Raw genomic sequence first — 22468 nt, 5'->3', positions numbered from 1 at the left:
GACGGCGGCCCCAAGAGGAAGCCGCCGTATTGAGAAGGCCGAGAAGGGTCAAATTTCTGGCGCTTGCGATTCTTGGCTATGATCGCTGAAAAGACAACCCGTCAATCGAAGGGTACGGAGAGGGGTGCTTCGGCGACTGTTGCTGATGCGCGGTCAGTTCCGACGCCTGCCCCGTGAAGCCGTCAAAGACCCGTTGCAGCAAGGGCACAGAAATGACTGCGAAAGCTCGATCTTCGCGGAGGAGTTCGAAGCCAGGTACGGCGTCCCGCACTTTCGGCAGGGCCAGACCGCGAGCTCTTCGTGCATCGACATGGAGCGGGCCAGATGCAGCGACCGCTCGGGTGGCACCTTGCAGTCGTCCGAGAAGAACGCGCGATGGATGTCAAGGGTCGCGACGAAGCTTTCGGGTGTCGACACGTCACAGGCGATCGCCGATCGAAACAGCCAGATCTGGAAAGTCGACTGAACGCGGCGCTGCGCGGAATCCAGGTACCACATTAGCGATGACGGCGGCTGGCCGGGTGGCGATGGTTTGCCATGCAACCTCTGATAGGTCTTCCGCGTGGTCTCGATGGTGATATTGAACAATGATGAGACGCTCATGGCGCGACAACTGAGAGCCAGGAATGCCTCGGAGAGGGCGTCGCGCACAAACGTTTCGAGCCGGAAGTTGCCCCAGACGCCAGAGTGCGCCAGGCGGTCAGTCCGAAGCGGCGACGTTTCCATCAGATAGTGGGAGATCATTTCCCGCGATAACCGGCCGGAGTGACTCTCCAACCAGAACATCTCGTCCGCGAAGCGCCAGTGGAATAGCGGCACCAGCCGCTCGGTGATAGCCACGTCGAGTTCGTGCTGAGGAACCGACCGCATGTACGCGGCCAACTCGTTGGAGATGCCGATCAGAGGCGCCGCCAATACCGACATGTTGAGAAGGTCGTACATGGCATTGATGTACGCGCGGTTCGTATGCTCGAGCGCCAACCGGTCCACCACTGACAGATTGCGGGGCAGGCCAGTCTTGAGCCGCTCCATTGTGGCGGTCGGCATCCGTCCTTCGATGAAGGATCGCCAGTCATCGATGGTTGTGAGCGTTGGTGCGTAAGCGAGGAACGGCGTTCCCAGAATCTTCGCCGACTGGTACAGGTCGTCACGCAGCGAGCGAAGGTTTTCGCTCGATACCCTGAAGATGCTTTCCAGCGTTGGATGCACCGTAACGGCATTCAGGACGTAGTTGTTGATTCGCAGATTGGCCGCAAGCACACGATCGCGCACCCAGGCTGGCAAGACGAACTGCTCGTAGATAGAACGGGTCGGGGTGGTTTGCATGTCAGGCTCCAGTGATGGCGATCAGTTCGTTGTGGAAGGCTTCCACAGTGCGGCGCAAGGACACCAGCGCGGGGGCATGCTCTTTGACCTTGATGGCTTTGACGGCGCCTCGGAATTTCGCGAGCGCATCATCGAGATCCGCTTTCAGGCCGTCAATGCGTAGTGACAGACTCCGCGAGTCGGCCGACTTGGCTTCATGGCGTTCGATCTTATTGTTGACAGCGGAGAGGCGCAGTTCGGCATCCTTGATCTGCGCATTGAGCGCTTCAAGTTTGCCGCTTCCGTCTATGACGGCATCGGCGATGGTCTTGTACTCGGGAGGAATGACCTCGACCTTGATCTCCTTCACAACCTCCCGGATCTTCGACTCGGCCAATGCCTTCTGCAAGGCCTGTCGTTCGTCCGTCAAGCGCTTAATGGAATGCTGCAGGCTTTCCATGGCCCCAGCCTGCGACGAGAGCGCCGCGGAGGTTCGGTCAAGCTGCTCCTTTTGCGCCGCAGATTGCGCGTCGGAGGATGTCATCTGTTCGCGCATGTGGCGCATCTGGGCTTCGAGATCGCGCTGGCGCTCCAGGCTCTCGTTCAACTGTTCTTCCGCCGCCTCCAGCGTCGCCATGACGTGATTGAGTTCCTGGTGGGTGCGTCGAGACCATTCGATGTATGGGACGATTTCCTTGCGCGAATAGGGTTCGTCGTCCTTGCGAGCATCGATGAACCGCTGCACTTCCTCTGGCGTGATGTCCGACCGCTTGAGAATCGTCAGCTCCCCCAGGTTCAGAAACGTCAAGGCATCGCTGTTCTCGGAGAAGTGATGAAATGCCTGCAGATACTTGATCGCAGAGGCGCGGGAAATGCGCAGGGCGCGCACCGCGAAGTTGTACAAGTTGTCATCGGCTTCCTGGCGAGCGCGGGGGGTGTCGCCCAGACGCTTCTGCACACACGTGAGGATCACGTGGTAGATCTGGAATAGGCGAGAGCCGATGGCGGTATGTTCACTGAGGATCCGCTTGCGTGAGAGTTCGATCTCTTGCGCGGCTTGCACGATCCGGCCGATCGCGCCGGCATCGACATAGTGACCCAGTTGCTGGATCGCCAGCTCGCGCAATACGGGCGGCTTCGGGTCGATGAGATTGAACTCGCGTTTCTCTTCTTCTTTCTTCTTCATTGTTGCCCTTACGGAAAGTTGTTGCGGCCCCGGCGATCGCGGCAGCCACTTCAACGTACACGCTAGGAGCAAGTGTCAAGCTGATGAAACGGGTGCAGCGATCTTCGGATGGAAGCTTATGCCGAGTTTGAGCATCGGAATGTCACGAAAGCTCAGGAAAATCAGGTGTCTTTCGAAAGTCAAGCTCAAATCAGCAGCGCTTTGCCTCACTTTTTATCGACAGACATTAACTGGATTTGAGGTAGCACCCCCTTAAGATGGGGGCACTTGTATATACAACCTGGCCTTGAGCGAGGGTCGTTGGAAGGAACATGTTCCTTCCAAATTTGGCGAAAGCTCAGGACGTCGGCTTGTGATTTGAAGGCAAATCGAAAGCGCCGGGGCGGCGCTTGTCATGCTTTCCCAAGCCGTGTAGAGTGCGGATACCTCTAGCGTCTATGACGCATCGACATGGCGGTCAGACCAAACTGACATTCCGCGTGGGCCTCACTGGCCTTCCTTTGCGCGGCCCGCCCCATCCCCTTTCTTCGCACGCGAGCAGCGTCCTTACGACATGCATGACATGTCGCAAGCGCGTTGCCGAGCAGTCGCGCCTCATTGGATTCCTTGCTCTTCCGAGCATCGAATAATCGCCTGGCATCCGCCAGGAAATCCCTTTAAATCGTTTCTCGTGAGAAACCATGGAATCCTTTGCCAAAAACATGATCGCGCGCCCGCTCAAGCTCTTTGCTTTTTGCATGGCGCTGTATCTGGCTTCGCAGTCATTCATTGTTGGTGTGTTTCTTGCCGCTGTCGGCTTCTTCTACCTGAAGGAGAAGGTGCTGCAGTGGGGCAAGGCTGTACCAGCTGCGCCGAAGGTTTCGATGCCGGAGCATGACTCCAAGCCGAAACCGACGAATGACCAGGTCGCCGAACCGCCCGAGCAGAATTACGCACGCTCGGCTGTGGTGACGCCAATCTGTCGCACTGGAACGCACGATCGTTCCTGACCTCCCTCGCCGCCCGGTTCTCGGGCGGCTTCCACCTGTCGCGGGAACCCGTTACCCGCCGACAGGTGGGTCTCCGGGTGCCTGTCCGGAGACCATCATGGAAACAATGACAGCAGGGTGGCAGCTGGACTTCTTCGATGAAGCGGCTGCCATCGTTGTGCCCCCACCCAAGATTGACCCGTTGCCGGACCCTTCGCTCTGGAGCGACTCGGTACGCGAGCAGATGGTCGACGCGCTCATCAGCCTGGCCTGTGACAGCCGCCGAGGCGACAACATGCCCGAATCCCTGATCGACTGTGCTGAGCTCTTGCGAGCCCGTATGCGGAACAAGGCGCTCGATTTGGAGGAATATTCCATGACGATCGGCTGGATCTTCGGATACTGGGACGGAGCGCTTCCCTACACCTATGTCTGCGCGGTTTGCGGGGTAAGCCCGGAAGTCTTGCAGGATGTGATTCTCAACAACGCCCGCCTGAAAGCAGACCTCGAAGGAGTAAAGCGGTTGTGCTGCGGGTCTCTTCTGTAACCAATTACCATGACTCTCTTCGGAGTACTCAAGCGGGCAGTCGCCACTATCCTGGGCCAACCGCCAGTAGTGGCGTCTCGGGCCGCCAATGAAGTTCCCGTCGGCACGGGCGCGGACAACGAGTTTCAAATCCTCATCAATGGCGTCCCAAATCTCTTTCGGGACGAAGGCGACCACGTCGTTCACTTCGTTGCCGTGTTTGATCGCAGCATTCAGCACACGGCGTTCGGCCACAAGGTTCTTCCCGAGGTCGTTCCGCGCTGGCACAAGCTCGGCAGGTACGATGGGGAATGCGTGACACCGCAGTCCGTTGCCGAAGCCGTCATGCGCCAGGCGAAAGAGGGGGCGAGCGCCGCTCCGCTTCCACAGTCGAAGGGTTCGGATGAGTCAAGGGAATCTCGGGGACCGCGGACTGCACAGCATCAGCGCCCAGACCACCGACCTGCCAAAACCGAACCTCGCTCTGACGGTAACGCGTCGCGCTCGAACTATACCGTTGGCAAGCTGGTCGAGTGGGGTGAAATGGAGTTCCCGAACCGCAAACCTGGCGGCAAGGCGACATACACCTCCTTCGCGGTGAAGTTGGACACCCACGCCGGCGAAAGGACATTGCAGGGCGAAGGTTTGAAAGATGCCCTGGCCGACGCCGCTTGCAAAATCGGCGACCGCGTAGGCATCAAGCGCTTGCACAAGGAGAAGGTGCCCGCCTTCAACCATGCGACCGGCCGCCCTGTTCTTGACCCCGAGACTGGGGAACAGAAACTCTGGGACCGTTGGGTCTGGCAAGTCAATCGCATTCATTAACAAGGAAGCAACATGGCATCCGTGAACAAAGTCATTCTCGTTGGCAATCTCGGGGCAGATCCTGAGGTTCGCTACATGCCCAGCGGGGACGCTGTGGCCAATATTCGTATCGCTACCACCGATCGCTATAAGGACAAGCAGAGCGGCGAGATGAAGGAAGCCACTGAATGGCACCGCATTTCGTTCTTCGGCAAGCTGGCTGAGATCGCAGGGCAATACCTGAAGAAGGGCTCCTCCGTTTATATTGAGGGACGCATTCGCACCCGCAAGTGGCAGGATCAGTCGGGCCAGGACAAGTACAGCACCGAGATCGTTGCCGATCAGATGCAAATGCTGGGTGGCCGCGGCGGATCGTCGAACGATGACGGCGACGATGGCTATGGCCGCCAGTCGCAAGAAGGCCGCCAAGCCGGCGGCAGTGAGGGCGGCAATGGTGGTGGCCGACGCGGCCAAAGTCGCCGCCCGCAGCAGGCGCCGTCGCATGGCTTCGAAGATATGGATGATGATCAGATTCCGTTCTGACAAGCCATAAGTGGCAGCTATATGCATGCTCCCGCGAATCCGCGGGAGCATGCACCTCATCTTCGGCTTCGCGCCACACCCGTTTCTCCCCCCCGATCCAATCGCTGTGCTGAAAAGACATTCTGGCGCCTCACGCAGCCGGGATGTCCTTTGAGCAAGCGTTCCTTCGCCTGTCTCAGGCATCGACCACTCTCCACACGGAGCCATCCCATGAAAAAGCTGAGTGATATCGTGAAGAACTGGACGCCCGCTCACTGGGACGCTCTGGTTGCGCAGTACCTGCCCGCCGACGTCCTCACAGACGCCTTCTGGCGAGGTCGCCCTGGTCCGTGCCCGATCTGCGGAGACGGCACAGACAGATTTACCTACGACAACAAGCGGGGCCGCGGTGACTGGGTGTGCCGCAAGTGCGATGCCGGTGGTCCCAAAGCGGGCGACGGCATCGAGCTGGTCTGTCGCTACACCGGCATGTCGTACCTTGAGTTGCAGCGGCGACTCAATGGGGAGGGCGGCGAGCCGTTGCCAGCGAAGATGTCTGCCATCAGGCCGGCATGCCGGCAGCGCAGCAAGGGAAGCGCTTCCGTTTTGATGCGCCGCGTCATAAAGCAGGTCACCAGCTCGACTCCGGTCGCGGCTGGTGACCATGCCATGCGCTATCTCGCCGCCAGAGTTCCAGGGCTGCGCGCTCCGCTGCCACATGGACTGCGGCTGGCCGTGCAGGATTACTGGCACAACGGGAGCATTGTCGGGCGGTACCCAACGATGATTGCTGAGTACCAGCTGCACGACGGCCGGATTGCTACGGTTCACAGAACATCGTTGCACCCGGCCAAGCCAGAGAAGGCGATAGTCGTGTCGGAGGACGGCGAGATCCTTCCAAGCAAGCGAAATTATCCGGGCGCCTTGCCGCTTGATGGCGGCGCTGTACGGCTGATGTCGCCTCGCGATGGAGCGATTGGCGTTGCGGAGGGCATCGAGAATGCCTATGCGGCGTACATGCTGTTCCGGATTCCGACCTGGTCGTGCTTGAACCGCGTGCTCTTGAGCAAGTTCGTAGTGCCAGACGGTATGGGCATCCATACCGTGCACATCTTCGCCGATTTTGACAAGGTGGACCCGAGGACTGGCAAGTCACCGGGTATGGCCGACGCGCTCGCCCTCCAGAAGCGCTTGCGCGCCAATGGCTTCACCGTTGTGCTGCATCGGCCGAAGGTCCGAGGCACGGATTACTGCGACGAATGGCGAACCGTACACCGGTTGCGTCTGATCTCCCAACAGGCAATCGCTGCCTGACATTTTCGCCACCCGAATGGTGGCGTTCCTTTCAACTCTGCCCGGTGGGTTCGCCCCACTGGGCGGAATCCCGTGTGGCAGGACTTCAGGAGAAGCACCATGCCACAGAAGGGTTTTACCGCGATCGTGAACAGGTTGCACATTCACGCAATGCGCAGCACCGCCACCAGCGAGGTCCAGGCTGGTCAGTCCGATGCCCAGTTCTTCCACGTCTACCGACGAGAAGCCTCGGGCCATCTGACGTTGCTCGAGCGGAATCTGTCGTTCGATTCCGCACTCGATTATTGCCTCGCGCCAGCCACGCTTCACTGAGCGCAAAGTCCTCTTCAACAAAAAGCCCAGCAGACATGCTGGGCTTTTTTGCTTTCTGGGGTGGGAAGGCGTCAGCCAGCGTCCTTGGGGGCGCGCCACCCGCGATAGACGACCATAATGGCTTCCAGAATGCACCAGGCGATCAGCGCGTAAAAGAGGAAACGGTTCTGAGCCTGGGTGGTGGAAAGATACTCGAAGAATTTCATGGTGAAGTCCTGTCGTCCGTTGTGATGATTGTAGATTGCCACGAAGTGAGCGCCAGTCAAGCCGGAGCGAGTCAATCGAAGAACCGCGACATCGCCGAGTTCATTGCACTAAGGTCCAGTGCGCTTGGGGCGGGCACGGCGGGCACCTCGATATCCGCTGGCGCATCCCGGGAGATTTCCTCCCTGACGAGTTGGGCTCTCGGGGTGGAAGCAGCGGACTGCCCGACCGCTGCGACATTCTGGGGCGGTACGAACGCTGCCTCGGAGCGGTACATCAAGGTAGTCAGGAGTGCACCTGCAGGCGCCGGCGTTGCCGCAACGCCTTCTTTCGCTCCCATGACCTGCGCGCCGACCTCTGCCAAACGGCGGAAGACCTCGGCTCGCAGGCGCGGGTCGTTGACCTGCGCAAGCTGCGCGTAGAGCTGAGGCGTCGTCATCGGGTTGAGGGTGACTTTGATGGCGAGCTTCCCCATAGTCGTTACCCGCGCGCTTGCCGTGCGCTACCGATGTCGAAGAATCCGCGGACATTGGCGTAGCAGGGCGATTCCATCGCGACGATATGCGAGCGCGGGAAGGCGGCACGGATGGCGCCGGAGTACAGCGCGCTGCCGCCACCGGTGAGAACGATGGCTGCGATGTCTTCCGTGCGGCCCACCCGCGTCTGCATTTCCTTGACCGCGGTTTGACATTGGGCCTTGGCGACTTCGAAATACGGGCGCAGGTCGACCATCTTGTTGTAGTAGCGCATGAGCTTGCCGTCACGCAGGGACTTGTCGATGCGCTCGATGCTGCCAGACGGCTCCCCGCCTTCGTCCGCCGAAAGGAGTTGGGCGACTTGTTGGTAAATTCGCGACGATCCGCCGGGAACGCCGCCGCTGCGGGTGTCATCCATCATGTAGCCACGAGCGACAACCCAGTCGGTCGTGAAGTAACCCACGTCCACGATCAGGCAGTTGTCATCCGGGTCCAGATCCTTGCCGGATTGACGCATAAACGTGACCAGCGATCCGAGTGGCTGGGGCAGGGCGACGACCCGGTTGATGCTGACGCTGCCGGCGCCGAAGTCATGCGTGCCAGCAAAGCGTTCCTGCAGGACGCCGGCGTACTTCTGTAGGGTATGGACGGGAAGGCCGAGGATGAGTTGGCCAACGTCCCTGGCCTGTGAATAGTGAAGCGCGCCGAACAGCAACGCAGCATATTCCGGCGTCGTGACGAAGTCCTCGGAGAGGGTCCGCCCGGTATTGCCGTATGCAGAGGTGATCGAGACGTCCGGGCCCACCTCGTATTCAGCGCCGTCCACAGTTACGTGAACGACATCGCGCGACTGGAAATAGCCATCCCCGTGGTTGGCGAGGCTCGAAGCCGATCGAGTTGGGGCCAGCGAAAGAAACATGCGGGTTGCAACGTCCGCACCCAGGGGGAAGGCAAACTTGGTGTTGCCGTAGCCGACATCGACCGCAATGGTTTTGGTGGTGTTCATCTGAAGACTCTCCTTGGCTTTGTTGAAGGTTGCCGGAGCGCAGTGGTGTCACATATCTGACTGTGATCTGACAGGAATGTGTTAGGTGGTGTCACCAGGTGTCAGCGGGCGTCACCACGTCGCGCTGATCTCACACCTGCTCACACAGACCTGACACTTGCTAACACGTATCTGACACTGCGATCCGATCCCTTTCGAATCTACCCGGTGCGATGCGAAGTCAAGTTGTCGAATGCTGGCGAATTTGACGGCGATTTCGTTGCGACGCGGCTGAGTTTCGGTTTATCCTTTGAGCACCTTCAGCGTCCCCGACGCATCGACCTCGCCGCCAGTTGGTGGCAAATCCCAGGCAACCACGACCTCAAGGAGGACGTGCGGACGCCCAGTGTGCAGGCCGGAAATTGATCCGGCATTTTTTTCAATCAAATCAAGCAGACAGTGGCCGACATTGAGGAAGGCTGCACACCGCGATAACACTCGATCTCAGCGCCGATGTGCGCGCTGTAACGCAATGAGAGAGATTTTGGGGCGCACAGTTGCACAGTCCCAAGGCTCCATCACGGAAGACACGTCCATTCAGCGAGAGAGCTGGGTACGGTTCAGGCGGCCCGAGACACTGCGGCCAAGGTGAACTGACTTTGGGACGGGGGATTGGATGCGATCGGGCCAGACGGCTATCGCGGATCCCTTCACTTGACGACCGGTAGGCGCAGCCGGCACAGAAATGCGCAAGAACGATTTACCCAAGAGTCTTGCGATGGTGGACCACAAGGGTCGCTATCGCAGTCGCGTCGATCGACGCAGCGGCTTGGGTATTCGCGGGGACGGGCTCGGCGTGAGCCGGGCCATGGACTACGCGGACGGTCGGACCACAGTTCTTCCCTGTGTCTGGTCGATCGAGTGCTATCGCTAAAGGCAAGGAAGGCAGTCCCCCAAATCCGGTGGGGAGAAGTGACCGGCAGGTGTCGAACGAACGGGGCGTTTGACAGTGTTGGAAAAGGGTCGCACCGTAAAGCGCGCCCCCGCCGTGGTGATATCACGGCTGGCCAGGACTAACGAGTATGGGTATCAGGATCGATTTCCGGGGAAAGATCAGGAGCTACGCGTTCCCCGCGCGGCTGGAAGGCGAACTCATCGCGCTGTTCGAGGACAACGTCGACCGCGTAATCAGTAGGTCGAGGCGCAGCAGAAATGCGCTGAGCATCAAGACGCAGGAGTATCGCCTTCTCAATGTCTGCGCCGCAGTGCGCGAGCTGCGGCAGGAGGGTGGCTATGCGGTTGAATCTCCGTGGTCGATTCGGAACAAGCACGTCCAATGGTTGGTGGATAACTGGGTTCGGAAAGGGCAAACAGCGGGAACGATCGAGAACAAGCTCACCTATCTGCGCGCGATGGCTGAGTTCATGAACAAGCCGTATCTGGTCAAGACGCTTGCTGAATACGGCGATCGCACGGAGCATGGGCTCGTTCGCCACTATGTTGCCCAAGAAGACAAGTCCTGGTCGGGGAATGGCATCGACATTGACGCGAAGATCAAGGAGATTGAGAGGACCGATGAGTGGGTAGGCGTTCAGCTTCGCTTGATGTGGCTGTTTGGCCTACGGGTTGAGGAATCCGCGAAGCTTCAGCCGGGCGTGGCGGTGCGCGGCGGCATGCTGCACGTCGAACGCGGAACGAAGGGTGGGCGAAAGCGAGAGGTCTTAATCGACATGCCGGAGACGCAGTACCCGTTGCTTGCCAGAGCGGCGTCGCTGGCCAATCCCAGGACGGGGTCAACCACCCCGACGGACTATACACTTGACCAATGGATGAGCCATTTCTATGAGGTACTGCGAAAGCATGGTCTGGTAAGGAAGGTGACGGGCTGCACTGCACACGGCCTGCGCCATGAATATCTCCAGGGGCTGTACCAGCGCAGTACCGGCGATGCTGCGCCGGTCAAGCGAGGCGCGCGGCTCGCCAGTCGTGAGGTGCATGAGGAGGGACAGCGCGTCGTTGCCCGAGCCGCTGGGCATAGTCGTCCTACTAAGTCGAATGCGTACTTAAGTACATACGCCGTTCAGGAGCGCCTCTCCAAACCTGTTGTCAAGCCTGGGCAGGCGGCCTTGGCACTTGCAGCAGCCAACGGCAACAAATCCCACGCTGCGCTTGCGCTTGGCATCAGCCGCCGCTCGCTGTACCGGCTCTTGGACAGCTACGCCGCGGGAGATCAGTCGTGAAGGTGGAGGATCAGGAAAGCTCGTTTAATTGGCATAGCTTTTACCGGAAAGTTGCGGCGTTTATCCCATCAAAATTGCTGCGGGACGCATTCTGCGCTGCAGCCGTTGGGAAACGCTGCCGAGGTCGCAATCGCCGTTCCGACAACAGTTCGCGGTCGTCCATACTGGGTGACCGCCGTACGCCTACTCTGAGAAGGAAGAATGCATGACGAAATCCGAACTAATTGACGCGATCGCGGCCGGTGTGGACGGTCTTACCAAAGCAAAGGCAGAACAGGCACTGAACGTGACCCTGTCGGCCATCATGGACACCGTGGCCAGGGGTGACGCACTGAACTTGGTTGGCTTCGGCTCCTTCAGCAAGGGCGAGCGTGGCGAACGCATTGCGCGCAATCCGCGAACCGGCGAGAAGATCACGGTGGATGCTGCCAAGACAGTGAAATTTAGACCGGGCCAGAAGTTCAAGGATGCCGCCAATGCGTAGCGATTCGAAGCCTGGGACCTCGGGTAGCAACGACGGGACCTACCTCCATTCCGTTTTCATCGTTCTTAGGCGGGTGATGCAGGTTTTCATTGTGTGATCCCCGCGAGCGTTGTGGGTGCGGTGCTATTTTTTTTTTTTGGCGCTCACGGGACAGGCACCCGTCAAGACTGCCGTGCTGGCGGTACACACTTGGGCCGAGGCGTCGGTGCGGCCTGCCCCGCAAGGGGCAGGCCTGGTAGCAGATTGTGGGGCGGAGCTTGAGGGGCTTTCGAAATTGCGTCGCCCGGCGATATTTGCCCTAACACTGCGATGAAGGTCGTACCGACTGCTGCTGCAGATGCGGCGAGTCGCGAGGTGAGCGCGCTGTATGGGATTCTCGTGTTGATGTCCTTCGGGCTGTTGTTGGCTATGAGGCCAGGCCGTCGTTTCTTCGGAATACCATCGCATTCTTGAGCGGGAGGGCCTGTGATGGCCCTCACAGAACGAAAGGCACGTCCAAAGACGTGCCTTTCATGTTTTTGGAAGGAACATGTTCCCTCCTTCTGGCGTCGCCGCTAACGGGCATAGGCGAGAGCCAACGTGGCCAGCGCGCCTGCGTGCCGTATGAGATGACCGAGCGATTCCGCGTCGCGATTTGCGCTCACAGCGTTGCCGGATACCAACCATGCGAACGCGACGCGGCGGGCCGGCTTCTCCCCCGGGTGTGGGGTGGGTGGCGGGAGGTCGATTGGCGTCGTCCGCGCGTCACCAGCCAATGCTGGGAAGGGTTCGAGACCAGTGAAGTGGGCAAGCTCGGCGATGCTGATGACGCTGTACGCCGGCGTCGCATCGTTGCGAACCACATAGGCCGCTGCGCCGACGCCAGGCACGTAGATCGCTTTCCACAGATACCCAGGTACCCGGACACGTCCGTTGAGCGTGGGGCTGTCCTTGGCGAACGCAGGGCCGGTGACGACCTGGATGGAGCCGTGCTCCCGAGCAAGTTTGCGCGTGGACGTCTCAATATGACTCCACGTCCGGCGGTTAGACATACTGTGCTGCGGGACGATGTTGGCAAGGCTGAAGCTCTCTGCCTGCGAGGCCTTGTCGGCAAAGTCCCCGCTCGGTGCCACCGCGGTCGTAGCCCGATCGAGCGAAGTCCTGCAGTCTGGCCCGGTCCGAAGGCGGCAGCCGGTCTTCCTCGTAGAAGTCGCTGTCGCGCGGCAGCTTGCGGGCCGCCTCCACCGCTGTGGCCGTCAGCCGCTCGGCCGACCACAGCGCCGTGCGGGTGCTGGGCGAGTAGAGCACCGCATAGGCGCGATAGCAGAGAAGCCGTGTATCCCGCGCCGCCTCGCGAACGGCCGGCTGGCCCGCTGATAGCACGTGCGGGCAGGGCGCGGCGTCTTTAGCGACGGCTGCGGTTGCTGCGCTCAGGGCGAGCAAAAGGGCGATGAAGGAGCGGACCATGGTCAGGGAGGAAGGTAAGTGAACACCGTTCCAGCTTGCCAGCCCAGTTACAAAGTCAAGGCGTCACGGCTGCCAATGGTCCGGCACGCCATCGATGGCCTTGCCGATGAACTCGTGCAAGTCGAAGAGCGGCCATTCCCGGTCGGCCAGTGCCTCCTCTGCGATCTCGGCGCACAGCGCCGGCACTGGCTCGAAGCGGACCATGGGCGCGCCGTCGACGTAGATGATCCTGGCGCGCTGGAGCAGCTTCTGATAGCGGGCAGCCTGCGACACCACGGTCTCGGGCGGGTCCACGTGCTTGAACTCGTAGCCCGGCTGGGCGAGAGCCGCGGCCATGGCGGCGAACTTGGGGCCAACCGTCTCCCAGTCCGAGGTGGTCGCCGCGAGCAGGTTCAGGAAGTAGGGGATGTCTGAGCTGGTGAGCGCGCGGCGCGACATCATCGATACGGCTTCCTGGTCGGCAGGGCGATGCTCGACGCGGCTATTCCAGATGGCGCTTAGCCGGGTGAAGGCGGTGTTCTTGTCCGCATCCATGGTGACGGGAGGCGTCGAGATGCCGCATTCTTCACAGACGATGACCGCCTGGAGACGGCCGGCGATATAGGTGGGGGCGCCATCGCAGTGGGCGCATTGTAGGAGGCCGCTGGGCATGGGAAAGGTCAGGGTCGGAAATGCCGGCATTATGCCTGCCCCGAGGGCGGCGCCCAGCGGTCCAGTGTGATGAAGCGTTCGAACAGCGGTCCTGCTATGCCGCGTCGATGGCCAGATAGCCGGCTGTGGTGTTCAGGACTTCCTGGCGCGCGGTGTTCTCGAAGCCTGCAGGATCTCGGCATGGTCGCGTAGCGCGGCTCCGATCTGCCAGAATTCGTTGAGCCAATGGCCGGGTGGGCCCATGGGGCCCCCCAACTGGCCGGTGGTGATCGCTCCCCGAATGGCGAGGACGGTTTCCGGTTCCGGGTATTCGCGGTCGTTGTCGTTGTACTGAGGCATGCCTATCTCGGTTGGGTGGCCCATTGTAGGGCCGGGTGCATCTGGAATCCGTCGGCTTGCCGGAACAGTTCGGCGGCGCCTCGAACGTACTGCAGAATCCATTCCGTGGCGATCCATCGCCTTCCCAGGCGCTCGGCGGCCAGGCCGGTGCGGATCGTCCCGCCGAAAGGATCGACCACCAGGTCGCCCGGCCGGGACAGGAATCGCGTAAAGAAATCCGGAATGTCGGTCGGCTGCATGGCGCCGTGGGTCGGCAGGCCGAGAGACTGCGCGGCGCGGCGGTAAGCCCGGGTGTCCGCGCAGTTGTGACCCCGCTCGATGACATTGCGGGGCAGGCGGCCCGCAGTCTGATTGCCGAAGGCGCTTGCCCGGATGCGATAGGCGCCGTCGCCATACACCGCGTTACGAGTCTCTCCGCCGGCGGCCATCAGTTGGCGGTGCCGGGCGGTGTGGGCCTCGAGGAGCTGGCGGTTGTCCGCGCGCACGCACGACGGATCGTTGGTGAACCACAGCACCGGTTCGTAGGCGGAGGCGAGCTGGACACGGTCGACGCAGGCCCATCGGGTCGGCCCGGGCGGCTTGCTGTAGTTGACCCAGGGGACGCGGCCCATCAGGGAAAGGCCAAGCCGGTCATGCAAGGCCAGCGTGAGGCGCTCTATATAGAGCGAGCGGGCTGGGCTGCGCGGCTCGAAGATGTCGTTCGACACATTGAGGACAATGCTGCCGCCTGGCACAAGCCCTGCGACGATCGGCTCGAGGGCCTTGCACAGGAAGTCGACATACTGCGCTTCCGTGGGATTGCCGTAGGCCCGGGCCTGGCGCAGCGGGTACGGCGGCGAGGTGACGCACAGCGCAATCGGTTCGCCAAGGCCGCGGAAGATTTCCTCGTGGCGCGCCCAGACGGCCACACCCAGGGTGGTGCTGAAGGCGACAAGCCGAACGCCGTTGGCGGCGCGGTCGAGCTCGTGCGTAACAGGCTGCGTCAGCCGCCAGAATCCGGCGCGGTCCGGAATGCGCTCCACGACGCCCATGGCCTTCAGCGTCTGCTGATGCCAGCGCACGGCGCGCTTGAACGGGCTGTGCAGGGTGCCAGCGGCGCCGATCGGGACTTTGGCCTGAGCCTGGGCGAGATCGATCCCGACCGCGGTCGCCACGGCATCGTAGAGCTGGGCGGTGGCGATGCCTTCGGCTGGCGCGTCGGCGAACGCTGCTGCCACGTGTCCGAACAGTTTCAACTGCTCCATCATGCAGCGCCCCGTGCAAGCGCACGCTCGCATGCTGCCGCGACGTCGAACGACGTCACAGGGAAGGCGTCGTGCACGGCGCCGTCGAGCAGCCGGCCCACCGCTTTCTTGCCCACCGCGTGCATCACCGTCACGGGGAACCGGCCCTCGTCGCGGGCGCGCATGAAATCTTGACCGCGCTCGAGCTGCGCGCCATGCCTGTCGAGGCAAATCCCGCCGGCGATCCACGTCTGCGCCTTGTTGACCCATTGCTGAAAGCTGGCGAACTCGCGGAAGACCGGCTCACTGGAGGAACGGTCCACGACTGCCGTATGCCAGTGCCCCCATTGTTTGAAGAGGAAGGGCACGCCGGCTGCCGCGCATTGGTCACGCAACGAGCGCGGCCATGCCGGATGCATCGGCCGGGCACCCGTGCCGCTCTCACCGCCCACGATGATCCAGTCCAGGGAGCCCGGCGCATAGTCGTTGCCGGAGGTATGCAGCAGTTCACCGGTCAGAGTCGAGAACACGTCGACATGCCCGAGCAGCGGTTCCATCGAGAGAAACCGCGTCTTTGCCGGCGCGCGCAGAAGCTTCGGGATGTCGCGGTCGGCTTCCACCTGGTTCACCACGGTTGCGCCCAGCCAGATATCGGCGGGGGCATTGCCGGCGATCCACGTAGCCAGCCACGGAACGAGGGGATTGTCCGCACAGTCGTCGCACAGCATCAGCGTGTTGAACGCATCGCCCAATCGCTTCGTGGCGTTGCCGATGCGCTTGGTCAGCACGAGCTTGTCCAGGTTCGGCGTCTGGCGCCAGACATCGAGCATATCGATGAACCACTCGATCGGCACCTCGTTGTCGAACACATCGGCCAGACTCGCGCAGAAGACGCGTTGCCGGCGCCCGTGTACCGCGGCGAAGGCGTCGTGCGCAGCGTTCCAGTGCAAGGGCTTGCGCCAGTTGGCGGCGGATGTGCGCCGGCGGGGCGCACCGGGGCCCCAGTTTTGGGATTGGCCACCGCCGAAGCGTGCGTTGCGGGCCTCAGCGTAGCAGTGGTCGCAGCCGGGGCCAACCCGCTGGCAGCCTTCCCAGGGATTCCAGCTGTGGTCGGTCCATTCGATCTTGGTGTTTTCGCTCATTTCGTTTTCTCGAACATGTCCATGGTTCGGGTGTCCCGGGTATGGGATGGAAAAGCAAAATCCCTGGCCTGCTGATTCGCGGCTGTGCCGGTGTCTGTGGCAGAAGGGGAATCAGCCACCGAGGACGATTCGTGCGGACACTCGCAGTGCTGCGTGAGCGCATGTACAAAATGCCGGGCGTAGGTTGAGACGGCACGCCAATACGCCGCCATGGGGCCTTTGCGACGGCGCCAGGACAATTCGGCTTCGGCGTTCGATGCCTCGCGCAGTTCGTGGAGCACCGCAGCGATGGCTCGGCGTTGCTCTGGTGGGAGGCGCAGGAGCTGCTGTGCAGCGGGTAGACGCAGGAGGGGATTGATGTAGCCCATCGGGTCGGTGGAAGGTGAGGGATGCTTCCAGCCTATCCAATCGCGGGCAAAGTCAAGCAGGTGTAGGGAGGCGCGTCACGTGGGGCCGAAAGGCCGAACTTCACCGCGGCGGCTCTGAGTGCGTCCACGTCGATTTCGCCGGAGGCGATGACAGCGAGGACCTCTTCGGCAAATCCGTACAGTGCAGTGAGCTCGTCAGCGACGATTTCGCCCACGTAGAGATAGAGTCCGTTGGGCATTCGCCGGACCACAGTGGTCTCTGTTGCCATGCGCGCCAGCAGCGACTCGGCGTGCTCGGCGCCGATGCCGAGATGCCGCTGGACAAGCGGGACAGATGCGGCGCGGTACTGGTGCACCAGCTGAACTGCCTTCAGATACGCACGGTTCATGCCCAGTGGTGCCCGGCTGCTCATGCAGCGCTCGGCCGGGGCAGCCGGACACACGTGATCTGCTGGTCCTGAGGGCGCCATTCGATCACCGGCACGCCGTTGGCGCGGTAGAACGCCTGCTTTTGCGCGAGCCTGGCGTCGTAGTCCGCATTGCCCGTCATGCCAAGGACTTCGATGACGGCCTCAGGAGCCACGTCGGTCAACACAAAGTCGGGATGCACGGCGGCTCGGCCAATGTGGCGCAGCGGTTTGCGGAATGCCCGCTGCAGGCCGACCAGATAGTCAGCCATGGCAACCTCGTATGACGAGTCACAAGGCAGGAACTGGCGGTTGGCCAGCATGGCCGCGGCATCGACCACCGTCAGGTAGCCTGATTTCGACCGCTCGACCAGCAGGACGGCGACGCAACGCTGTTCTGCCTTGCCGATGCCGGACAGGGCGCCCCCGAACGACACCTGCAGGCGCGCGTAGAGGTCGGCGGCCATGAAGAAGCGCTGGGTACTTTGGCGCAGCACGAACTTGCCACCGAACTGGGTCGTGCCGTGGGATTCGATTTCGCCGATCACGATGCCGCGCGGATTGCCGGCCGGAGTGGACGTGAGCCTGCCCTGCCATGCTTCGAACTCCGCCAGGATCTCCGTCCTGCGGCTCGGGTCCCACCGTTGCATGACGTGCAGCAGCCCATCGGCCGGCTTTCCGTTGATACGGCATTCTGCCAGCTCCGTTGTCAGCTGTGACCAGCAGGCGTTCCAGCCGCGCGAACCCGTTCCCGGCCATACGTTCAGCCCTGCTTGCTCCCAGGCGTATTCCAGAAACGCAAGCAGCCCCGCCGAACGCCGTTGCGGCTTCGTGCTCTGCCCTTTGGGGAGGCGCTGGACGGTCTTGGCTGGGGTGTGCGCGCTGACCGAGAGCGAGGCATCGAGGCGGATGTCATGGTGGCCGTCCTTCATCCGGAACGGGTCCAGGTTGTCGCTCGCGCCCGACTTGGCCAGCGCCTGGCGGTTGAATGGGCAGCCTGCAGCATGGTGGTGTGCCTGTTCCGGCCAGCGCGCGAGCAGGAAGATGTCCCGATGTCGGCGAATCACCAGCTTGGGCCGTGGGCGCCGAGTGCTGCATTCGCATTCCGCAAAACCCTGGACCGTCTTCGCGCGCTCGAGGTGACGCGCGTAACGGCCGGGATCTTCCAGTACATCGTCGAGCGGAAACTCGTTCCCGCCAATGCGCACGGTGATCATGGATTCCTCTCCTTAGACGCCGGCTTCCCGGAACATGGTGTACAGATCGCGCCGGATCTCGCTGACGTCGAGTAGACGCTTGGCGCGGGTCATGGCGACGTAGAGCAGCCGCATTTCTTCCGGCGCCATGGTCAACTTGCCGTCGTCGCCGTTCCTGAATTTGAAGTCGCCGGCGAGCTGCACGCGGTCCCACTCAAGGCCCTTGGCGCGGTGGACGGTGGACACGATGTAGTCGGCTTCGTCCTCTGGGGACACGCGGGTGAGGATCAGGCGCAGATAGTCCACCCCCTCGTTGTCGATCAGCTGCACCAGCGGCTTCAGGTCGCGGCCGGCGAACGACTCGGCGTACTCCTGAACCTCCTCCCAGGTCTCGAACAAGGCGAGGGTGGCTGGGTAGCCAATGCGCTGGCCGCGCATCAGCTGCTCGGCGCCGTCGGCGAACGCCCGGAGCTCGTCGACGTTGGCCCGTCCGGCGACGCGGTCGCCGCGGCCGATGCCCTCGGCCAGATGGGTCAGGACCGTGGCGTTCTTGCGGCAAAGGATCGCGTCGAAGCGGTCGTGGCCTGAGGTCGAATCGTGCAGAATTCGGGACTCGACGTGGTCCTGGCCGCGCACTGGCGTGTCCTCATCCATCAGCCGCAGCACGCGGCTGGCCAGCTGTGCAATGGCCGGGCCGAACCGGAACGACTCGGTCAGCGCGCATTCCGGGGCACGGATATGGTCCATGGCGTTGACAGCGCCGCGCCACTCATAGATCTGCTGGTAGGGATCGCCCACGTAGATGACCTGCGCCTGTTGCGCGCGCAGCACCGACAGCATCAGGCCGTCGGCATCTTGCGCTTCGTCGAACAGGATGAAGTCGGCGCCGATGCGCGGCCGGCTGCGCTCAAACAGCTTGACATAGACGTCGTGGGCGATGGCAGACGGCGCATTCGGATCAAGATATTCATCCCAGAGCCGCTTTACATACGGCAGCAGCGATTCGCGCAGGTGCTCGGCTTCCTCTTCCTTGACGATCGCCTCGACCGGGATGTGCCAAGCGAGCGGCTCTGCCTGGGCGGAGCGGCAGAAGCGCGCGGCGCCGTCCATCACCATCCGGGCGACCTTGCTCGGGCTGAGTTCCAGATCCTTGCCGATGGTGGTGGGGCAGGCGTAGTTTACCGAAGCCGTAGCGGATCGCCAGTTGATGGGGTGGCTCGACCGGATTCCTGAGCTTGCGCGTGATCTCCGGGCGCGTGGCGCTGTAGGCGAGCGAATGCACGGTGCGGCAACGGGTGTTCTGCGGAAACTTGCGGGCCGCTTCGTTGGCGATCTCCCGATTGAAGGCCAGATACAGGCCACGCGCGCGGCCGCGGGCCTCAGCGGCCATGCGCAACGTGGAGGTCTTGCCGGCGCCGGCGTACGCCTTGACCTTGACGGCGCCACCGGCACGCACCGCCTCCACGACACACTCTTGTTCGGCGGTAGGAGTCATGCCATCTCCAGTTGTTCCGGCAGGCGCGCAAGAACCCGTCGCCGGATGGTCAGCGCGTGCGCGCGGGAGGCCTCGGCGCGCCGTGCGGCCTCGCCGCTAACTTTGTCAACGATATAGGCGAAGTAGAGGGCGCTGGTGGGCCCGGTCCAGGCCTGCCACTTGGCGCGAACGTCAGCCCGCTGCTCGGCTGTCAGCGAGAAGTAGACGGCGCGTTTCTCGCGCCAGACGCGGGCGTGCAGTCCGCGCATCGTCGTTTCGAGCCTGTCGGAGCGCTGCTGGCGGCGAGCCAGTTCCTCGTCGGCCGAGTGCTGTTCGGCGGCCACGTGTTCCGCGAAGAGCGGATATCGGTCGCGCTCGCGCTGCTGCTTGCGCGCGAAGGCGGCCTGGCGGCGGGCGTTAAAGTCGATAGGGTCGTGGCGTCCGAGTCGTGTGAATCGCATGGGCGGCAAGGAATGGAGTGGTCTAAGACCAAGATACCGGCCCCGCGCCGAAGTCAAGGCGGCGGGCGGGCGAAGTTCGCCGCCAACCATTTTCCGAGGTGTCCTGCCGGCGTAGGCGCCGAAAGCGTTAGAATTTCGGGCGTCTTTTACCGAAATCCCCCATGTCATCCCGCAATCCGACTTCCCGGGAAATCTCCCTGGGCAACCGCCCGAAGCACGAACCGGAGTTCATCGCGCCCGGCGAGCCGCAGTACGGCGAGATCGCCCGACTGGATGCGTTCACGTTCAAGCGCTACCTGGACCGGGTGTTCTGGCATCCACGGCCGGAGGTGCTGCGTTTCGAGGTTCGTGCTATCCCATCGCCTGTGGGCAGCGTCTACGACGTGGTCGCCATCGTGGGGCAGGGCGAGGGAGAGATCTGGTTCTCCGAGGCGGCCGTGCCAGCGCGGTGGGACTATGTAGCGATCACGGAGACAAGCGATGGGCTGGGTCGCATGCAGCGTGAGAAGGCCAAGGCCGAAGGCAAGCTGCCCCAGGACTACAAGCCCTTCGTGGGCGAGGGGCCGGTGCAGGACTATGCCAAGCTCGAAAATCCGGAGGAGGTCGAGCAGCGGCGCTGGGCAGTGGTCAATCGCATCCGCGAGGCCAACCGCCGGGCGCGCGAGGCGGCAGCGTGCGCGCGCTAAGCATCCGATTCTTGTCCCGCGCTGGCAGGCAGGGTAAGATTCGTCCGATTCTCCGCGCATCAGCGCATCGACCTTGCCGGCGTACCGGCCATCTTCATTTCCACCCATTGGGGTTTTTCCCAATGGGGAAGGCTCCATTTCAGGAGCCCTTCCATGCGTATCTTCTCCCGTATCACCGCGCTGGCTGTCCTCGCGACCGTCATCAACCTGTTCGCGGTCCTCTTCTTTCTTTGTACTACCGAGGACGATAGCCTTGCTGCCATGCAAGTGCACATCGTTGCGGAGATCGAGTTTCTGGTGCTGATCAGCTGGCTTCTCGCGAAGCTGCTGGGTCTGGACCGGAAGCCTGCTGCCGCCGCGTGACCGCTCAGGCCAGCGGCCGATTCCACTACCCACCGGGAAATACTCTCCGGTGGGGCGTATCCCGCCTTGCGAGGAAACGTATGACCTCCAGGCGTTTCTCCAATCCGGGCGGCAAAGGCGAGACGGTGTTTATGCATGGTGTCTCCATGTATAAACTCGTCTCTACATTCCGACAGGTGGTTGCCATGTCCAAGTCCGCAACACTTACGATCCAGAAATGGGGCAGCGCCCTCGCCGTGCGCATCCCCACCAGTGCGGCGCGTGCCGCGCATTTCACGGAAGGCCTTGCCGTAGAGGTCGCAGTGGCTGACGTTGGGGTCACTGTCAAGCCGGTCGGCCATCGCAGCCTGACGCTCGCCGAAAAGCTGGCATTGTTCGATCCCGCGAAGCACGGCGGCGAGGCTATGCCCGCAGCGCCTCGCTATCCAACGTCTACGCTGCGGCATGTGAGCAGTTGAACCAGGTTATCGCCATCTAGGCACACCAATCCGGTCGCATTCGCGCTTCCGGACTCAATCACCCATCGGGAACGCCCCCGGTGGGGGCGTTCCCACTTTCTCGAGGTAACGCCATGTTTAAACTCAACACCATCGAAATTGAAGTCGGCCCGGTGCCGGCCGAGGAGGCGTGCGCGCAGGTTGGTCGCGACGACTACAGCGAACGCTCGCGGCGCGAGTGCGCGGTGTACATCCGGCAGCTGCAGCGCATCTTCGGCAATCCGGATCCCACAGTCCTGCGGTTTGTCCGCCGCGGCTTCCCGCATGAACTCGGCCGCTATCACGAAGTGGTTGCCGTTATAACCGCGGAAGGCGCCGACCTGTTCAACGAGTCGTTGTTACCCAGCGAATGGGATCACATCGCTCGCGCCGAATTGACCTGGCTGCGCTTGCAGGGGAAATGGCGCGAAACGGTGAGGGCCCGCCCCTCGGCGATCGAGCTTGTACCGGACATCTTCCAGCGTACGGAGATTCCTGATTTTCCGAATCATCCGGCTGCGATGTGGTGGGCACTGGGATTCATGCCCATGCCGATCGGCCGCGCCATCTCGATTCACTGAGGGGCCACGCCATGACCAACACCCTTGCGAAGCCGACGATCGTTGTGCATCTGGACGGCGGCCTGGTGCAGTACGTTGGGAGTGACTCCCACGTCCCCGTGATCGTCGTCGACCATGACCTCGAAGGTGCAGGCGAAGACGAAGTCAAAACCCCGCCCGATGGCGGCCGCGCCACTGTCCGTCTGGAAGCCTCCACCGACATGAGCCGCGAGTCCGCCCAGCGCTGGATGGAACTGGCCACTTAAGCGGTTCCGTCCGCCCTGATTCACCGATTCATTCCCTCGGGAGACCATCCCGACGGGGCGGTCTCCCATATTCCTTGAGAGACC

At 62.2% G+C, this 22468-nt stretch carries 28 protein-coding genes and 1 pseudogene; 13 read left to right on the top strand and 16 right to left on the bottom strand.

The annotated features are described in order from the left end of the window. Window positions 1–153: 153 nt before the first annotated feature. Both MKD50_RS28800 and MKD50_RS28795 read right to left on the bottom strand, forming a co-directional pair. Window positions 154–1326, bottom strand: a complete 1173-nt coding sequence (locus MKD50_RS28800) for a FlhC family transcriptional regulator (protein WP_012354550.1) — start codon at window positions 1324–1326, stop codon at window positions 154–156. Between the two features lies 1 nt (window position 1327). Beyond that, the gene (locus tag MKD50_RS28795; protein WP_012354549.1) at window positions 1328–2491 is read right to left on the bottom strand and encodes a hypothetical protein; all 1164 of its coding nucleotides are present in this window, start codon (window positions 2489–2491) and stop codon (window positions 1328–1330) included. A gap of 680 nt (window positions 2492–3171) precedes the next feature. Between MKD50_RS28795 and MKD50_RS28790 the strand changes: the two genes are divergently transcribed. From MKD50_RS28790 to MKD50_RS28765, 6 genes are all read left to right on the top strand, one after another. Beyond that, window positions 3172–3480 (top strand): hypothetical protein, encoded by a 309-nt coding sequence (locus tag MKD50_RS28790; RefSeq protein WP_012354548.1) that lies wholly within the window; start codon window positions 3172–3174, stop codon window positions 3478–3480. Window positions 3481–3577: 97 nt separating this feature from the next. Next, window positions 3578–4006 carry a hypothetical protein gene (locus tag MKD50_RS28785; RefSeq protein ID WP_012354547.1) on the top strand — a complete coding sequence of 143 codons (429 nt, stop codon included), beginning with the start codon at window positions 3578–3580 and terminating at the stop codon, window positions 4004–4006. 9 nt (window positions 4007–4015) lie between these two features. Then, the gene (locus tag MKD50_RS28780) at window positions 4016–4810 is read left to right on the top strand and encodes a hypothetical protein (RefSeq protein WP_012354546.1); all 795 of its coding nucleotides are present in this window, start codon (window positions 4016–4018) and stop codon (window positions 4808–4810) included. 12 nt (window positions 4811–4822) lie between these two features. Continuing rightward, on the top strand, window positions 4823–5332 hold the full coding sequence (locus tag MKD50_RS28775) for a single-stranded DNA-binding protein (RefSeq protein ID WP_012354545.1): 510 nt from the start codon (window positions 4823–4825) through the stop codon (window positions 5330–5332). A gap of 210 nt (window positions 5333–5542) precedes the next feature. After that, a complete protein-coding gene (locus tag MKD50_RS28770; protein WP_012354544.1) occupies window positions 5543–6625 on the top strand; it encodes a DUF7146 domain-containing protein in 1083 nt (360 codons plus the stop codon). A 99-nt stretch (window positions 6626–6724) separates the two neighbouring features. Further along, window positions 6725–6937 carry a hypothetical protein gene (locus tag MKD50_RS28765; RefSeq protein ID WP_012354543.1) on the top strand — a complete coding sequence of 71 codons (213 nt, stop codon included), beginning with the start codon at window positions 6725–6727 and terminating at the stop codon, window positions 6935–6937. Window positions 6938–7008: 71 nt separating this feature from the next. Here the strand turns inward: MKD50_RS28765 and MKD50_RS30690 are convergent, their stop codons facing one another. The 3 genes from MKD50_RS30690 to MKD50_RS28755 all read right to left on the bottom strand — a co-directional run bounded on the left by MKD50_RS30690 (window position 7009) and on the right by MKD50_RS28755 (window position 8623). Beyond that, window positions 7009–7143, bottom strand: coding sequence for a hypothetical protein (locus MKD50_RS30690; RefSeq protein ID WP_256461664.1), 135 nt, complete (start codon window positions 7141–7143; stop codon window positions 7009–7011). Window positions 7144–7214: 71 nt separating this feature from the next. After that, window positions 7215–7616 (bottom strand): hypothetical protein, encoded by a 402-nt coding sequence (locus MKD50_RS28760; RefSeq protein WP_012354541.1) that lies wholly within the window; start codon window positions 7614–7616, stop codon window positions 7215–7217. Between the two features lie 5 nt (window positions 7617–7621). Beyond that, on the bottom strand, window positions 7622–8623 hold the full coding sequence (locus MKD50_RS28755) for a PRTRC system protein D (RefSeq protein WP_012354540.1): 1002 nt from the start codon (window positions 8621–8623) through the stop codon (window positions 7622–7624). A 1061-nt stretch (window positions 8624–9684) separates the two neighbouring features. Here MKD50_RS28755 and MKD50_RS28750 point away from each other — a divergent pair. Together MKD50_RS28750 and MKD50_RS28745 are read left to right on the top strand one after the other, a co-directional pair. Beyond that, on the top strand, window positions 9685–10842 hold the full coding sequence (locus tag MKD50_RS28750) for a helix-turn-helix domain-containing protein (RefSeq protein ID WP_012354539.1): 1158 nt from the start codon (window positions 9685–9687) through the stop codon (window positions 10840–10842). A 205-nt stretch (window positions 10843–11047) separates the two neighbouring features. Beyond that, window positions 11048–11326: an HU family DNA-binding protein gene (locus tag MKD50_RS28745; protein WP_012354538.1), complete on the top strand. Its 279-nt coding sequence runs from the start codon at window positions 11048–11050 to the stop codon at window positions 11324–11326. Between the two features lie 554 nt (window positions 11327–11880). Here the strand turns inward: MKD50_RS28745 and MKD50_RS28740 are convergent. From MKD50_RS28740 to MKD50_RS28690, 11 genes and pseudogenes are all read right to left on the bottom strand, one after another. Next, a complete protein-coding gene (locus tag MKD50_RS28740) occupies window positions 11881–12438 on the bottom strand; it encodes a DNA/RNA non-specific endonuclease (protein WP_250649624.1) in 558 nt (185 codons plus the stop codon). Beyond that, window positions 12350–12772 carry a DNA/RNA non-specific endonuclease gene (locus MKD50_RS28735; protein ID WP_012354536.1) on the bottom strand — a complete coding sequence of 141 codons (423 nt, stop codon included), beginning with the start codon at window positions 12770–12772 and terminating at the stop codon, window positions 12350–12352. Before MKD50_RS28735 ends, MKD50_RS28740 begins: the two co-directional genes overlap by 89 nt. Window positions 12773–12835: 63 nt before the next feature. Then, entirely contained in the window at window positions 12836–13423 is a 588-nt protein-coding gene (locus tag MKD50_RS28730) for a Lar family restriction alleviation protein (protein ID WP_025586689.1), read from the bottom strand. A gap of 132 nt (window positions 13424–13555) precedes the next feature. Then, window positions 13556–13762: a hypothetical protein gene (locus MKD50_RS28725; protein WP_012354534.1), complete on the bottom strand. Its 207-nt coding sequence runs from the start codon at window positions 13760–13762 to the stop codon at window positions 13556–13558. A 2-nt stretch (window positions 13763–13764) separates the two neighbouring features. Then, window positions 13765–15009 (bottom strand): DNA methyltransferase, encoded by a 1245-nt coding sequence (locus MKD50_RS28720; RefSeq protein WP_012354533.1) that lies wholly within the window; start codon window positions 15007–15009, stop codon window positions 13765–13767. Next, window positions 15006–16127: a phage Gp37/Gp68 family protein gene (locus MKD50_RS28715; protein ID WP_012354532.1), complete on the bottom strand. Its 1122-nt coding sequence runs from the start codon at window positions 16125–16127 to the stop codon at window positions 15006–15008. The genes MKD50_RS28720 and MKD50_RS28715 overlap by 4 nt, the downstream gene beginning before the upstream one ends. Then, entirely contained in the window at window positions 16124–16495 is a 372-nt protein-coding gene (locus tag MKD50_RS28710) for a hypothetical protein (RefSeq protein ID WP_012354531.1), read from the bottom strand. The genes MKD50_RS28715 and MKD50_RS28710 overlap by 4 nt, the downstream gene beginning before the upstream one ends. A gap of 32 nt (window positions 16496–16527) precedes the next feature. Next, on the bottom strand, window positions 16528–16908 hold the full coding sequence (locus MKD50_RS28705) for a hypothetical protein (protein ID WP_012354530.1): 381 nt from the start codon (window positions 16906–16908) through the stop codon (window positions 16528–16530). After that, window positions 16905–18119: a DUF1173 family protein gene (locus MKD50_RS28700; RefSeq protein WP_012354529.1), complete on the bottom strand. Its 1215-nt coding sequence runs from the start codon at window positions 18117–18119 to the stop codon at window positions 16905–16907. Before MKD50_RS28700 ends, MKD50_RS28705 begins: the two co-directional genes overlap by 4 nt. A gap of 12 nt (window positions 18120–18131) precedes the next feature. Next, window positions 18132–19593, bottom strand: a pseudogene (locus MKD50_RS28695) (3'-5' exonuclease). Further along, window positions 19590–20033: a hypothetical protein gene (locus tag MKD50_RS28690; protein WP_018004055.1), complete on the bottom strand. Its 444-nt coding sequence runs from the start codon at window positions 20031–20033 to the stop codon at window positions 19590–19592. The pseudogene MKD50_RS28695 and the gene MKD50_RS28690 overlap by 4 nt, the downstream one beginning before the upstream one ends. A 161-nt stretch (window positions 20034–20194) precedes the next feature. Between MKD50_RS28690 and MKD50_RS28685 the strand changes: the two genes are divergently transcribed. The 5 genes from MKD50_RS28685 (at window position 20195) to MKD50_RS28665 (ending at window position 22384) form a co-directional block, all read left to right on the top strand. Beyond that, window positions 20195–20719, top strand: coding sequence for a hypothetical protein (locus tag MKD50_RS28685; RefSeq protein ID WP_012354527.1), 525 nt, complete (start codon window positions 20195–20197; stop codon window positions 20717–20719). A gap of 153 nt (window positions 20720–20872) precedes the next feature. Continuing rightward, on the top strand, window positions 20873–21082 hold the full coding sequence (locus MKD50_RS28680; RefSeq protein ID WP_012354526.1) for a hypothetical protein: 210 nt from the start codon (window positions 20873–20875) through the stop codon (window positions 21080–21082). Between the two features lie 80 nt (window positions 21083–21162). Next, window positions 21163–21540 (top strand): AbrB/MazE/SpoVT family DNA-binding domain-containing protein, encoded by a 378-nt coding sequence (locus MKD50_RS28675; RefSeq protein ID WP_012354525.1) that lies wholly within the window; start codon window positions 21163–21165, stop codon window positions 21538–21540. Between the two features lie 113 nt (window positions 21541–21653). Next, window positions 21654–22139: a hypothetical protein gene (locus MKD50_RS28670; RefSeq protein WP_012354524.1), complete on the top strand. Its 486-nt coding sequence runs from the start codon at window positions 21654–21656 to the stop codon at window positions 22137–22139. A gap of 11 nt (window positions 22140–22150) precedes the next feature. Continuing rightward, window positions 22151–22384: a hypothetical protein gene (locus MKD50_RS28665; RefSeq protein WP_012354523.1), complete on the top strand. Its 234-nt coding sequence runs from the start codon at window positions 22151–22153 to the stop codon at window positions 22382–22384. Window positions 22385–22468: the final 84 nt, after the last annotated feature.

The organism is Cupriavidus mimosae (assembly GCF_023952485.1).
Taxonomy (GTDB): domain Bacteria; phylum Pseudomonadota; class Gammaproteobacteria; order Burkholderiales; family Burkholderiaceae; genus Cupriavidus; species Cupriavidus taiwanensis_C.
This window is presented reverse-complemented; position numbering and strand designations above follow the sequence as displayed.

Bases quoted from the DNA above. Each gene is read 5' to 3' on its own strand.
- MKD50_RS28705 (WP_012354530.1), bottom strand. From the start codon at position 16,908: ATGAGCAGCCGGGCACCACTGGGCATGAACCGTGCGTATCTGAAGGCA.
- MKD50_RS28725 (WP_012354534.1), bottom strand. From the start codon at position 13,762: ATGCCTCAGTACAACGACAACGACCGCGAATACCCGGAACCGGAAACC.
- MKD50_RS28685 (WP_012354527.1), top strand. From the start codon at position 20,195: ATGTCATCCCGCAATCCGACTTCCCGGGAAATCTCCCTGGGCAACCGC.
- MKD50_RS28760 (WP_012354541.1), bottom strand. From the start codon at position 7,616: ATGGGGAAGCTCGCCATCAAAGTCACCCTCAACCCGATGACGACGCCT.
- MKD50_RS28680 (WP_012354526.1), top strand. From the start codon at position 20,873: ATGCGTATCTTCTCCCGTATCACCGCGCTGGCTGTCCTCGCGACCGTC.
- MKD50_RS28780 (WP_012354546.1), top strand. From the start codon at position 4,016: ATGACTCTCTTCGGAGTACTCAAGCGGGCAGTCGCCACTATCCTGGGC.
- MKD50_RS28755 (WP_012354540.1), bottom strand. From the start codon at position 8,623: ATGAACACCACCAAAACCATTGCGGTCGATGTCGGCTACGGCAACACC.
- MKD50_RS28800 (WP_012354550.1), bottom strand. From the start codon at position 1,326: ATGCAAACCACCCCGACCCGTTCTATCTACGAGCAGTTCGTCTTGCCA.
- MKD50_RS28720 (WP_012354533.1), bottom strand. From the start codon at position 15,009: ATGATGGAGCAGTTGAAACTGTTCGGACACGTGGCAGCAGCGTTCGCC.
- MKD50_RS28710 (WP_012354531.1), bottom strand. From the start codon at position 16,495: ATGGGCTACATCAATCCCCTCCTGCGTCTACCCGCTGCACAGCAGCTC.
- MKD50_RS28785 (WP_012354547.1), top strand. From the start codon at position 3,578: ATGGAAACAATGACAGCAGGGTGGCAGCTGGACTTCTTCGATGAAGCG.
- MKD50_RS28795 (WP_012354549.1), bottom strand. From the start codon at position 2,491: ATGAAGAAGAAAGAAGAAGAGAAACGCGAGTTCAATCTCATCGACCCG.
- MKD50_RS28670 (WP_012354524.1), top strand. From the start codon at position 21,654: ATGTTTAAACTCAACACCATCGAAATTGAAGTCGGCCCGGTGCCGGCC.
- MKD50_RS28770 (WP_012354544.1), top strand. From the start codon at position 5,543: ATGAAAAAGCTGAGTGATATCGTGAAGAACTGGACGCCCGCTCACTGG.
- MKD50_RS28690 (WP_018004055.1), bottom strand. From the start codon at position 20,033: ATGCGATTCACACGACTCGGACGCCACGACCCTATCGACTTTAACGCC.
- MKD50_RS30690 (WP_256461664.1), bottom strand. From the start codon at position 7,143: ATGAAATTCTTCGAGTATCTTTCCACCACCCAGGCTCAGAACCGTTTC.
- MKD50_RS28675 (WP_012354525.1), top strand. From the start codon at position 21,163: ATGACCTCCAGGCGTTTCTCCAATCCGGGCGGCAAAGGCGAGACGGTG.
- MKD50_RS28730 (WP_025586689.1), bottom strand. From the start codon at position 13,423: ATGCCCAGCGGCCTCCTACAATGCGCCCACTGCGATGGCGCCCCCACC.
- MKD50_RS28700 (WP_012354529.1), bottom strand. From the start codon at position 18,119: ATGATCACCGTGCGCATTGGCGGGAACGAGTTTCCGCTCGACGATGTA.
- MKD50_RS28775 (WP_012354545.1), top strand. From the start codon at position 4,823: ATGGCATCCGTGAACAAAGTCATTCTCGTTGGCAATCTCGGGGCAGAT.
- MKD50_RS28665 (WP_012354523.1), top strand. From the start codon at position 22,151: ATGACCAACACCCTTGCGAAGCCGACGATCGTTGTGCATCTGGACGGC.
- MKD50_RS28715 (WP_012354532.1), bottom strand. From the start codon at position 16,127: ATGAGCGAAAACACCAAGATCGAATGGACCGACCACAGCTGGAATCCC.
- MKD50_RS28750 (WP_012354539.1), top strand. From the start codon at position 9,685: ATGGGTATCAGGATCGATTTCCGGGGAAAGATCAGGAGCTACGCGTTC.
- MKD50_RS28745 (WP_012354538.1), top strand. From the start codon at position 11,048: ATGACGAAATCCGAACTAATTGACGCGATCGCGGCCGGTGTGGACGGT.
- MKD50_RS28735 (WP_012354536.1), bottom strand. From the start codon at position 12,772: ATGGTCCGCTCCTTCATCGCCCTTTTGCTCGCCCTGAGCGCAGCAACC.
- MKD50_RS28790 (WP_012354548.1), top strand. From the start codon at position 3,172: ATGGAATCCTTTGCCAAAAACATGATCGCGCGCCCGCTCAAGCTCTTT.
- MKD50_RS28765 (WP_012354543.1), top strand. From the start codon at position 6,725: ATGCCACAGAAGGGTTTTACCGCGATCGTGAACAGGTTGCACATTCAC.